Source organism: Mesorhizobium sp. B2-3-7, from assembly GCF_006442695.1.
GTDB lineage: Bacteria > Pseudomonadota > Alphaproteobacteria > Rhizobiales > Rhizobiaceae > Mesorhizobium.
In genome coordinates this window covers 1-11,915 of sequence record NZ_VFVV01000009.1, presented here as the reverse complement: position 1 = coordinate 11,915, position 11,915 = coordinate 1, and the positions used below count along the sequence as shown (strand labels likewise).

Here is an 11,915-nt window from a genome sequence, read left to right as displayed (position 1 = left end):
ACTCTTTCCAGGTGAGGACATGAAATGGCAGCGGTGACCATCAACAATGTGCAGAAGGCATTCGGAGCGACCAGGATCATTCACGACGTCAGCGTCGACATCGCCGATGGCGAGTTCGTGATCCTGGTCGGACCTTCGGGCTGCGGAAAGTCGACGCTGCTGCGCATGATCGCGGGGCTGGAGACGATCTCGGCCGGCAGGATCGCCATCGGCGAGCGGGTCGTCAACGATCTCAGGGCGCGAGACCGCAACATCGCCATGGTGTTCCAGAACTACGCGCTCTACCCGCATATGACGGTGGCCGACAATATGGGTTTCGCGCTCAAGATCAAGAAAGCCGATCCGGCCGATACCGCCGGCCGCGTCAACAGGGCGGCGAGTATCCTCGGCCTGGAAAAGCTGCTCGACCGCTTCCCGCGCCAGCTTTCGGGCGGCCAGCGCCAGCGTGTCGCCATGGGGCGCGCCATCGTGCGCGACCCGCAAGTCTTCCTGTTCGACGAACCGCTCTCCAACCTGGACGCCAAGCTGCGCGTGCAGATGCGAGGCGAGATCAAGGCGCTGCACCAGCGGCTGGGCACCACCACCATCTATGTCACGCATGACCAGATCGAGGCCATGACCATGGCCGACAAGATCGTGGTGCTGCATGACGGCCTGGTCGAGCAGGTCGGCGCGCCGCTCGACCTCTACGACCAGCCGGCCAATCTCTTCGTCGCCGGCTTCATCGGTTCGCCCGCCATGAATTTCATTCGCGGCCGCATCGAGGAAGGCGTCTTCCGCAGCGCAGGCGGGCTGACCTTGCCGCTGCCGGCGCCGCTTCATCCGGCACAGGTCCCGGGCGGAGAGCTGGTCTACGGCATCCGCCCCGAACACATCCGCGCCAGCAGCCAAGGCATACCTGGCAGCGTCACGCTGCTGGAAGCCACCGGCTCGGAGATCTTCGCCAAGGTCGACTGCGGCGGCGAGGAGATAGACTGCCTTTTCCGCGAGCGGCTGGCGCTCAAGCAGGGCCAGCCGGTGCGCATCGAGGTCGACCGCGCCTGCGCGCATCTGTTCGACGCCGAAACCGGCCGGCGCGTCGGCGCATGACAACAGCCCCGCGGGACGGGGCTGTCTTCAGGGTGCGGGCTACAAAAGCCTGCTTCTAGGCCGGTCTATTTGCTGCCGCCATTCGCCTTGACGCTGCTGCAGAATTCTGGATGGCTGTTGGCGGCGTTGGCGTCCTTGGCCTCGTCGTCGCAGGCCGTCATCATCATCTTCTGGTCTTCCGGAGTGAGCGCTTTCCACGCCTTCGTGAACTCGTCGCTGCTGCGCATCTTCTTCATGCTGGAGTCGGTGTAGAAGGGCTGCATCTTGGCCGGGTCGTCGAGTGCCGACGTGCCCTTGTTCGCGGCGGCGAGGGCCGAGCCCGCGAGCATCGAAAGCGTCATCGCGCCGACGCAGATCATCTTGATGTTCATGATAGGATCCTTCCCTGTTGCTCTTCGACCGTCGAAGCAACGATCTTCAAAGAAACGGAAGGTTTGGAGGAAAGTTCCGGTTCGCCATGTCAGCTGAGGCCCGGTCTGAACAAATATATTGTTCAACAGCGGCGAAACTTTCCGCTTTTTTCTTCGTTTGGCTGCATCGTTAGATTTGCAGCGGGGGCACATCGCACGGGATAGCGCCTTCCTCTTCTCCCTAGCGCGGCTGGACCAGAGTCCGCGCCGCCTCCGCTCCCGCCGTCAGCATGCGATCGGACAATTCAGTTCCCTCCACCGCGCGGGACAGTTGAAGGGCGCCGATGAGCGCCGCGAAAACGCCCAATGCAACGCCCTCCGGATCAGGGATTCCAGGCGGCAACTGCGCCGATAGCTGGCGCACCAGAGTCATTAATCGTTCGGTGTAGAGCGCGCGGGTCTCGGATGGCTGACGCGCGATTTCGGGCAACAGCGCCGCCGAAGCACAGCCGGTCTCCGGATGATCCCGGTGCTCGGGCGACAGATACATCCCGAGGGCCAACTCCAGCCCTCCCGAGGCCAACGCCCCCTGCAATTGCTGCGACTGAGCCTCCAGTGCCGCGACCATGCTCTCGCGGACGAGTTCGGCCTTGGATTGAAAGTGTGGATAGAAGGCGCCGTTCGTCATGCCGGCGTCGCTCATGATGCTTGCCAGTCCGGACGCGGCGATGCCGTCACCGCGAAACCGTTCGGCGGCGACCTCCATGATCCGGCTGCGTGATGCGTCCTTCCGGCCTTTTTCGTAGCGCATGGCGCTCCTTCCGCTTCCCTATTGCATTACATTCATAATGTGATATTACGATCATAAGCCAATCATCGCCGAGAGGCAAGACCTCTCGAGTTCGGAGTTACCAGATGAACCGGAATTCAGGAAAGACGGCGATCGTGACCGGCGCCTCCTCAGGCATCGGCCGCGCCAGCGCGGAGGCTTTGGCGCGGGCGGGTTTCACCGTCTTCGGCACCAGCCGCAAAATATCAGGCCAGGGTTCGAGCGAAATATCGATGCTGGTTTGTGACGTGACCGATGACGCATCGGTCGCAGCTCTGGTTTCAGATGTCCTCGCCAGGACCGGCCGGATAGACCTTCTGGTCAACAATGCCGGCGTCGGGCTGCTGGGAGGCGCGGAGGAATCCTCGGTTTCCCAGTCCAAGGCCCTGTTCGATGTCAATCTGTTCGGCGTCATGCGGATGATCAACGCGGTGCTGCCGTCGATGCGGCGGCGCGGCGAGGGGCGCATCGTCAACATCGGCTCGATCCTGGGATTGGTTCCCGCGCCGTATTCGGCCCACTATTCCGCCGTCAAGCACGCGCTCGAAGGCTATTCGGAATCGCTCGACCACGAGGTTCGCGCTTTCAACATCCGGGTTTCGGTCATCGAACCTGCCTTCGTGCGCACCGTGTTCGACCAGAACGGGCTCGAGCCCGATTCCGTCATGAAGGAATACGATCAGGCCCGCGCCGGTATCGACGCATTGCTTCGCGACGTGATGCCGAAAGCAGACCCTCCGGAAGCGGTGGCGAATGTGGTACTCAGGGCCGCCACCGAGAAGCGTCAGCGCCGACGCTACACCGCCGGCAAGACAGCCCGGCTGGTCAGCACGCTGCGGCGGTTCGCGCCCGCCGCGACGTTCGACAAGACCTTGCGCAAGCAGTTCCGCCTGCCTGCCTGAACGGAGCGTGCCAAGTCGGTGCCCGCACAAGCAGTTTCGCTGCCCCGAAAGCCCAGCCTGTCCGATATCGGGATTCATTTCAAGAAAGCGAATATGATGAAAGCCTTTGTCGTCGACAAATATCAGAAGAAGGGCGCCCTGCGGCTTGCAGAGATGCCTGAGCCGGAACCGCGCGACAACGATGTCCTGATCGAGGTCCACGCCGCTGGCGTAAACCTTCTCGATTCCAAACTCCGGGACGGGGAGTTCAAACTCATATTGCCTTACCGCCCGCCATTCATCCTTGGCCATGACGTGGCTGGCATCGTCATTCGCGTCGGGTCGAAAGTACGCAAATTCAAGACCGGCGACGAAGTCTATGCGCGGGCGCGCGACGGACGGATCGGGACATTCGCCGAATTCATCGCCGTCGAAGAAGCCGACGTGGCCTTGAAGCCCGACAGTCTCAGCATGGAGGAGGCGGCCTCCATTCCGCTGGTCGGCCTGACCGCCTGGCAGGTGCTCGTCGACAGGGCAGGGCTGAAGAAAGGGCAGAAGGTGTTCATCCAGGCCGGCTCCGGCGGTGTGGGGACATTCGCCATCCAACTGGCAAAACATCTCGGCGCCACGGTTGCGACGACGGCCAGCGTCGCGAGCGCCGATCTGGTGAGACGTCTCGGAGCCGATGTCGTCATCGACTACAAGAAGGAGGACTTCGAGAAGGTCCTGCATGGCTACGACGTCGTCCTGAACAGCCAGGACGCCAAGACGCTCGAGAAATCCCTGCATGTGCTGAAGCCGGGCGGAAAGCTCATCTCCATCTCCGGTCCACCGGATCCCGAATTTGCCAGGGCCAAAGGCCTCAACATTGTCCTGAAACTGCTCCTGCGCCTGCTGAGCCGCGGCATACGCCGCAAGGCCAGACGCGCCGGGGTCGGATATTCGTTCCTGTTCATGTGGGCGCAGGGCGATCAATTGAGCAGGATCACGTCGCTCATCCAATCCGGCGTCATACGCCCTGTCATGGATCAGGTATTCCCATTCGAAAAGACCAACGAGGCGCTGGCCTATGTCGAGACGGGGCGCGCCAAGGGCAAGGTGGTCGTGAAGGTGAGATAGAAGGCGCCGGCGCCGCTCGGCCTGTTGTCAGTCTTGCGCCTTTTAGCCAGGGCGGTCTCAGCCGCTCTCGATCTCCTGGAGATAGAACGCCTTGCTGGGCTGCAAATGGTCGACGCAGAGCTGCGCCAGCACCCAATTGTCCCGGCGCTTCAGCGCCTCGATCATCATCGCGTGGTGCTGGCGCGAGATGTCGAGCTTTTCCCTGTCGGCCAGCGAGTTAGCCCGCACCGGCAGGCTGAGGCGCATGTAATGCTCGATCGAGGCCACCAGATAGGCATTGCCGCAGGCCGAGAACATGGTGAGATGGAAACGATCATTGGCCTCGTGGATGCCGCGCAGGTAGCCGCTCTCGACATGGTCGTTATAGATGCGGAGGATCTGCGTCAGCTCTTCGATCAGCGCATCGCTCGCCGGCAGGCGGATCATCAGCGCCGCCTGGCGCTGCAGCATCTCGCGCACCTCGTAGATCTGCCGTACCTCGTCGGGCGACAGCCGCCGCACCATGGCGCCCTTGTTGCGCTCGCGCGTGACGACGCCTAGCCTTTCGAGCTGATAGAGCGCCTGTCGAATGGTATGGCGCGACACCGGGAAGCGGGCGAGCAGCACGTCCTCGACTAGGCGCGCGCCGGGCGCCAGCCTGCCGAAGATGATGTCTTCCTCCAGCGCGTGGACGATATCGGCTTCCTTGCCGCCATAATCGATCGTGTTGAGCATCGCGCTCCGTCGCGTTTTCGACAGCCTCATGGCGAGGGCCGCTCTTGCCGCCTTGCCATGGCGAAAAAAGAGAACCGGACCGCTTGGCCGGCCGGACCGATTGGCCTTGAGCCCGCCAGCTGCGCCATTACCGCCGACGGTCCCTGCCGCTTGCCGAGCCCCCAGATGGGCCGGGCGAGGGTCGTCGCTGGCCATGCTTTTGTCAAGCGACGCGAGGGACGTCGCCGCCCTGTCAGTTCCTGTCCACCGGCTTTGAGCGCATGCGCGAGACCGTTTCGCGCTCGGCGCGCTTGGAGCGCAGCGGCGGCAGGCCGCGGTCGATCAGGTCCATGTCCTCCAGCACCATGTCGCCCATGCGCTTGAAGGCGATGTCGAGCGCCCCGGCGCGGTGGGCCGAGCGCAGGAAGCCGGGCAAGGCGCGCACCGGGTGGTCCCGCGCCAGCGGCTCCTCGGGGAAGACGTCGCTGGCGGCGAGGATGTGGCCGCCCTTCACCGCCGCCATCAAAGCGGGGAAGTCGACCACGCCGGCGCGGCTGAGCAGGATGAAGGCCGCGCCTTTGCGCATCCTGGCGAAGGCGTCGGCGCCGAGGAAGCCCTGGTTCTCGCTGGTCACCGAGGCGACGACGAAGACGAAGTCGCTGGCGGACAGCACCTCGTCCATCGCGGCCGGCTCGACGCCATTGTCGATTAGGATCGACGGCGGCAGCCAGGGATCGAAGACTTTTGTCCTGGTGCGGAAACCCGACAGCAGCCGGTTCAGCGCGCGGCCGAGATCGCCGAAGCCGATGATGCCGACATCGGCGCCTGACAACAGCCGCGCCGTCCGGTTGCCGTCGCCGCCCCACAATTCCTCGCCCTTGCGGAAGGCAAGGTCGGCATCGACGATGCCGCGGGCGAGGTTGAGCGCCATGGCAAGGCCGAGCTCGGCCACCGGCTCGGCGAAGACCAGGCCCGTTGTGACGACATGGATGCCGCGCGCGAACAGCGTTTCATAGGGCATGTTGTCGATGAGGTTGCTCTCGACATTGAAGACGCAGCGCAGCGCCTTCATCTTCTCCAGCGTCTCGGCCGCGATCGGCGGCTGGCCGACGATGTAGCGGGCCTCGGCTAGCACATCGGCCGGCAGTTTCGCCACGCCGTCCGGCGTCGTCTCGACGATGCGATATTTCGCCTTGAAGCGCGCCAGCTGCGGCGGCGTGAAGATGAGGTCGAGCGTGCGCGGTTCGGGCGCGCTGATGACCAGCGGCAGGGCGCTGTCGGACATGGCGAATTCCTCCCGGCGCGATCGTTTTGGCGCCCTTCTGGATGCAATCTATCCCGGATTAAACGACTTACAACATGCATACGGAGGAGGAAAATTTCGCGACAAGAAAGGCGGGATTGCGGCTGGGGCGAGGGGCCGTTCTTGCACAAGGGCCCAAAAAAGGGAAAGGGAATGCGCTTCTGGCGCCGCAACCAACCACCGCTCCATACGTTGATCCATGCCGGACCGATTCCGGCTTACTCCAGAGCCTCACCCCGCCGGCCATGACTGGCGGGGGCTTTTTGCCAGAGGGCCGTATCGACCTTATGCGCAGGCCGTCGTCAGCGCCCGCCGCTCGTTTGCTTCCAGCGCGGCGCGATCGCGGAACCGTCGATGAATTCAAGGCCGCCCGCCTCGTTGAGCGTGTGCAGCTTGCGCCCGCTCCATAACGCGCCAGGCGTCAAGATGGTCTCGACAACCTGGCTCATGCCGTCCAAATCGAGGTGAACAATGCGTGCGATGCCGAGCGCCGCGCCATAGCTCCTGCGGCAGTCCTGCACGGGGCGCAGCAATTGGCCCTCCCGTTCTACCATGCGGCCCGCCGGTCGCGCCGAGGCGATGTCGATCAGGACGGGGTTTTTGGGGTGCGGCGTCCACGGTCCGCGAAAGTCCGGCGCCGACCACAGATGCAGCGCGTCGGAAAAGGCGCCGCCGCCGTCCCTGACGGTGGCGAACAGCCACCATCGTCCGCCATGCTCGACCAGGGTGGCGTCGCTGGCGACGATGTCTGACAGCAGCGTCGCTTCCTTGACCCAGCCGCCAGGGAAGGCGGTGGCGCGGTAGAGGTCGACCGTGCGGTTGGCGCAGCTCTCCGGCACCATCCAGACTTCGCCGTCGCGCTCGAAGACGAACGGATAGGACAGGTGATAGGGCAGGTCGAGCACCGGTTCCGGGCGGCCGATCGGCCCCGACGGGCCGAACGGCACGGCGGAGATGATGGCCCGGCCCAGACGGTGGATATAGTCCTCGACGAACAGGGTCACCTTGCCCTGATACAGGATCGGGAATGGGTCGGCGTAGAAGCGGCTGCCGTCGTCGGGAAGCACCTGCCAGCCCGTTGCCGGATGCGCCCGCAGGTCGAGCAGGTCCTGCCCCTGCGTTTGCCGCCAGCCGACCTTCCAGTGCGGGGCGTTGTAGCAGAGATGGTAGATCTTCTGGACGATGCGCCGCGCCAGCGCCTTGCCGGCCCTGACGCCAAGCTTGGCGGAGGACGGCAGGGCGGGCGCGGCATTGCCGTGCGCTGGCTCCGGCAGGACGGAGAGGGCGTGCCGCGCGGCGCCGGTCATCGCCGCCAGGATCAGGCTCGCGGTGCGCGCCAGCATATCCTGGAACGAGGCAAGCGCGATGCCGCCATATTCGGTGCCCAAGCGGCCTTCGGCGAGGTACGCACCGTTTTCCTCTATACGGGCGATCGGCGTTCGCCCATCGAGGATCAGCGCCAGCAGGGCTGCTTCGCCCGCCGCGCCGTCATAGGTCACGCGCCAGACGCGCGTTTCTTCGCGCTGCACGTCGCCGCAGAGGTCGATCACCAGATCGGGCGCTGCCGGCGGCCGCGCTTGATAGGGCGCCAGCGCCGAAAGCGGCAGGCGTTTCGCCAGCCCGTTCGCGGACAGGCCATGGATGGCCGTTTCCAGCTGAAACAGCGCCGCGGCGCTGGGTGGTATGCCGCCCTCGGCCGGCCTGAGATCGACAGAGACCTCGACATGCGCCAGCGCCGCCAGGCGCTCCAGCAGCGTCAGGTGAAAGGCACGCGGGCATTCGCTGTCCAGGCGCAGGCTCACCTGCATGTCGCATCCTCATCGTTGTGATGTTCGGTATTGGGCCGGTGTTTGGACGCGGGAAACGGCCGGACGGATGAAGTGTTGCCCCATTCCATGTCATTCCCCCGTTGCCCGCGCCGTATCAACACCCGCGCCTCTTCTAGGCAAACCCCGTGCCAAAATTCACAAGAGCTCTCAATATAATTAACAGTGTTTTAACAGTTGGAAGCATAGCTAAGACAAAGCCGCAATTTGATCTTTGCAGGCGCATGGAGTGTTGTCGGAGCGACCCTTGCAATCATCCCTGCTCTCGTTGCCGCAACAATACGCTCCGGAGGCGATGCAATACGCGCCCGAAGCGGTGCCGTTGGCGCCATCCTACCCGGCCTCGACCGTCGAGCTGGGCGACGTGAAGCGCATATTGATGCGCCGCCGTTCCCTCATCTTTGCCATCACCGCGCTGCTGACCCTCGGCGCCCTGCTCTATGGGCTTTTGACGCCGGCGCTCTACAGCTCGGCGGCGGAAATCATCATCGATCCGCAAGACCTGCAGGTGGTCAGCAACGACGTCAATCCGAGCCAGGTGCCGCCCGACGGCGGCATAACCCGTGTGGAAAGCCAGGTCAGCGTCGTCCAGTCGACGGGGGTGCTGCTCAGGGCCATCAAGGCGACCAACCTGACCGAGGATCCTGAATTCAACGGGCAGGGCATGCTGGGACGCTTACTCGGCGGATTGCTGGGTTCGGGGTCGGGCGAAGCCGACAAGACTGCCAAGACGCTCGATGCCTTGCGCGCACGCCTGGCGGTGCGGCGAGCGGACAAAGTGCTGGTCATCGAGGTGATCATCACCACCAAGAACGCCGAGAAGTCGGCGATGCTGGCCAATGCGATCGCGCAGGCCTATCTGGCGGATCAGGCGAGCTCACGCGCGCGGATGGCCAAGGACGCTTCGGACGCCATCGCCGCGCGACTGGATGAGCAGCGCAAGCGCGTCCAGCAGGCCGAGAATGCCGTCGAGGCCTACAGGTCCGCCAACAACATGGTGATGGCGGCAGGCAATCTGGTCAGCGACCAGGAACTGACCGAGCTGAATACGCAGCTTTCGGCAGCGCAAAGCCGCACCGCGGCGCTGAAGGCGCAGGTCGACCAGTTGCGCAGGTCGGGCGGGGCGCCGGACGCGACCTCGGAAGCGATGCGCTCCTCGGTGATTTCGAGCCTCAGGGCGCAGGAGGCGACGCTTGTCGACAAGGTATCGCAGTTCGGCACGGAACTTGGGCCACGCCATCCCTCGATGATCGCGGCGCAGCAGCAACTGCGCGATACGCGTGCACTGATCGGGCGAGAGCTCGGCCGCATCGGGGCGGCTGCCGAGACCGACTACGAGCGGGCGCTGGCCAACCAGCAGGCGCTGGAGGCCAAGGTCGCCGGCATGAAGACCAAGTCGCTCGATACGGACCAGGCTTCGGTCAAGCTGCGGGAGTTGCAGCGCGATCTCGAGGCCGTTCGCTCCGTCTACGCCAACTATCTGCAGCGGGTGCAGGAGACGCGCGAGCAGATCAACGTCGACAGCACCAATGCGCGGATCATCTCCAGCGCCATGCCGGCCCTGAAGAAGAGCTGGCCGCCGCTGTCGCTGCTTGTCCTGGGCGCGCTCTTCGGCGGCCTGGGGCTCGGCACCGGCCTGGCGCTGATCGCGGAATATTCCTCGCCGACAGTGCTTTCCAGCGCGCAGATGCAATCGGCCATCGACGCGCCGGTGCTTGGCGTGGTGCCGGCAAAATCGGGCAACACCCGCCGCTGGTGGCCTTTCGGCGGCACGGCCGCCGCGGCGAGCCAGAAGACGGACGCGGTCGTCGGGCTGGCGCTGAGGCGCATGTTCTCGTCGGGCCGGCGCCCGCCGGACTGGCCGCTGGTGCCGTCCATACTGGTGACGTCGCCGCCCGAGGACGCCGCGCATCGCGGCAGGGTGGCGCGCTTGCTGGCCAATGCCGCGGCCGCCCGGGGCGGCCGTATCCTGTTCATCGATACCAATGCCGGCGGCGGCCAGAAAGATCAGCAGCCGGGCGTGCTCGACGTGCTTCGCGGTGAGTACGGCATCGAGGCGTTGAGCCAGTATACGCCCGGCAGCAATGTCGCGCTTTTGGGGAGGGGCCGGTCAAAGGCCGTATTCCAGGAAGCGCAGGGCGTCTATTTTGCCCAGCAGATGTTGGCCCAGGCGGGCCGCAACTTCGAACTCGTCGTCATCGATGGCGGCGCGCTGGCCGACAACCTCAATGCCTCGCCGCTGGTAGCGATGGCCGACGAAATCCTGCTCGTCGCCACGCTGAACTCGACGCCGATGCGCGATGTCGCGGCGGCGTCGCAGGCCATTTCCGTCATGGGGCGGTTGCCGACCGGCGCCTTGCTGGTCGACGAGGCGGCCTGACATGGCCGCAGTCCGGCCCGCCAGCCCGGCAGCCGGCTGGGCCGCGCCGGGCCAAGCCGCCGCCGCATCCCCCACCGGCAGTTCCGTCGACTGGGTGACCCGCTTCGGCCTGGTCGTCACGGTGGCGGTGCTGTTCGCCGTTTCCGGCGGCATGCTATGGCTGGTGGGCTACAATTACGACGGCCTGCTCGGCAGTCCGGCCACCAAAATCCATCCGTCGACCTATCTCCTAGTGCTGGTGTTTGCCTGGCGTTCATGCACGTTCGGCAATCCGGTCGGCTATATGGCTGCCGTTGCCGACCGGCGGCCGGCCAGCGCGCTGATGGCGGTCATCTCGGTCGTGCTCCTGGTGGTGGTCGTCATCAGGCATCGCCCGGGCATGGCGGGCATGGTCGATACGTTCGTGACGGCGGCGCTGCTGGTGCTGATGCTGGCCGAGGACGACGAACGGACCTTCGCGCGGCTGCAGACGGTCGTTCACGCGGTGATGTCGGCGAATGCGCTGCTGGCGCTGTTCGAGTTCGCGACCAAGACGCTGGTGTTTCCCTATCGGCTCGACGGCGAGGTGTTCACGGACCTGCGCTCGACCGCGCTTCAGGGCCATCCGCTGGCCAATGCCACGATCACCGCGGTCTATGTGCTGGCGCTGCTCTCCGGCTCACGGTCGCTGTCGATGCCGCTGCGGCTTTCGCTGATCGGCCTGCAAACCGCGGCGCTGGTCGCGTTCGGCGGACGTTCGGCGATGGTGATCACGCTCGCGCTCGGCGGCATCTATCTGCTTTTCAGGGGCGTGGCCTATCTGCGGCATGGACGCGTCAGCCTGCTGGGCGCGGCCCTTGCGGTCCTGCTCGCCACGCTGCTGCCGGTGGCGGTCGCCCTTCTCTTTTCCTACGGCTTCTTCGACGCGCTGCTGGAACGCTTCGTGTCCGACAGCGGCAGCGCCAATGCCCGCGTCGAAATGTTCGACCTCTTCAAGAATCTGGGGCTGGGCGACCTGATCGTGGGGCCTGATATCGATCTGATCGAAAGCATGCGCCGCATCAACGGCCTGGAACAAGGCATCGAGAACCCGATCATACGCATGGTGCTCTATCAGGGCGCTTTCTTTACCCTGCTGATGCTGTTCGGCTTCGTGCTGTTCATGCATGAGGTGGCACGCCGCTGCCATCCCGGCATCTGGCTGCCCATGCTGGGTTGGCTGATCCTGCTCAACACCTCCGAGACCCTCGCCTCCAAGACGACGCTGTTGACCAAATTCGTGGTGCTGGCGCTGGTGCTGTACCGGCCGGCGCGGGCGGTGGCGCGGCAAAAGACGCAAGCAGCGCGCGTAACTGGAGACGACCCCCGAAGAGGGCTGCCTCTCCACCGCTAGAGCGGGATGAATTTAGGTTGGGCATATCCGGCCTCAGTGAAGTAATTTCGGCATTCGGTTGAAGTGACCGTGC

General features: G+C 64.7%; 10 protein-coding genes. 5 read left to right on the top strand and 5 right to left on the bottom strand.

Annotation, left to right across the window (positions count from 1 at the left end):
• Positions 1-24 precede the first annotated feature (24 nt).
• The gene (gene ugpC / locus FJ940_RS18425) at positions 25-1,089 is read left to right on the top strand and encodes a sn-glycerol-3-phosphate ABC transporter ATP-binding protein UgpC (RefSeq protein WP_140499099.1); all 1,065 of its coding nucleotides are present in this window, start codon (positions 25-27) and stop codon (positions 1,087-1,089) included.
• A gap of 65 nt (positions 1,090-1,154) precedes the next feature.
• On the opposite strand, the gene FJ940_RS18420 is transcribed toward ugpC, so the two are convergent.
• The gene (locus FJ940_RS18420; RefSeq protein ID WP_140499097.1) at positions 1,155-1,460 is read right to left on the bottom strand and encodes a hypothetical protein; all 306 of its coding nucleotides are present in this window, start codon (positions 1,458-1,460) and stop codon (positions 1,155-1,157) included.
• Positions 1,461-1,680: 220 nt separating this feature from the next.
• A complete protein-coding gene (locus tag FJ940_RS18415) occupies positions 1,681-2,250 on the bottom strand; it encodes a TetR/AcrR family transcriptional regulator (RefSeq protein WP_140657444.1) in 570 nt (189 codons plus the stop codon).
• A 104-nt stretch (positions 2,251-2,354) separates the two neighbouring features.
• Here FJ940_RS18415 and FJ940_RS18410 point away from each other — a divergent pair, with 104 nt between their 5' ends.
• Complete coding sequence (locus tag FJ940_RS18410; protein ID WP_140649242.1) at positions 2,355-3,170, top strand: oxidoreductase; 816 nt, start codon at positions 2,355-2,357, stop codon at positions 3,168-3,170.
• Positions 3,171-3,266: 96 nt separating this feature from the next.
• Positions 3,267-4,268: an NADP-dependent oxidoreductase gene (locus tag FJ940_RS18405; protein ID WP_140657600.1), complete on the top strand. Its 1,002-nt coding sequence runs from the start codon at positions 3,267-3,269 to the stop codon at positions 4,266-4,268.
• 57 nt (positions 4,269-4,325) lie between these two features.
• Here the strand turns inward: FJ940_RS18405 and FJ940_RS18400 are convergent, their stop codons facing one another.
• The 3 genes from FJ940_RS18400 to FJ940_RS18390 all read right to left on the bottom strand — a co-directional run bounded on the left by FJ940_RS18400 (position 4,326) and on the right by FJ940_RS18390 (position 8,072).
• Positions 4,326-4,982, bottom strand: coding sequence for a GntR family transcriptional regulator (locus FJ940_RS18400; protein ID WP_140499090.1), 657 nt, complete (start codon positions 4,980-4,982; stop codon positions 4,326-4,328).
• A gap of 232 nt (positions 4,983-5,214) precedes the next feature.
• Complete coding sequence (locus FJ940_RS18395) at positions 5,215-6,246, bottom strand: hydroxyacid dehydrogenase (RefSeq protein WP_140499087.1); 1,032 nt, start codon at positions 6,244-6,246, stop codon at positions 5,215-5,217.
• A 320-nt stretch (positions 6,247-6,566) separates the two neighbouring features.
• Positions 6,567-8,072, bottom strand: coding sequence for a formyl transferase (locus tag FJ940_RS18390; RefSeq protein WP_140516165.1), 1,506 nt, complete (start codon positions 8,070-8,072; stop codon positions 6,567-6,569).
• 265 nt (positions 8,073-8,337) lie between these two features.
• Here FJ940_RS18390 and FJ940_RS18385 point away from each other — a divergent pair, with 265 nt between their 5' ends.
• On the top strand, positions 8,338-10,470 hold the full coding sequence (locus FJ940_RS18385; protein ID WP_140499083.1) for an exopolysaccharide transport family protein: 2,133 nt from the start codon (positions 8,338-8,340) through the stop codon (positions 10,468-10,470).
• A 1-nt stretch (position 10,471) separates the two neighbouring features.
• On the top strand, positions 10,472-11,842 hold the full coding sequence (locus FJ940_RS18380) for a VpsF family polysaccharide biosynthesis protein (protein ID WP_140657442.1): 1,371 nt from the start codon (positions 10,472-10,474) through the stop codon (positions 11,840-11,842).
• Positions 11,843-11,915 lie beyond the last annotated feature (73 nt).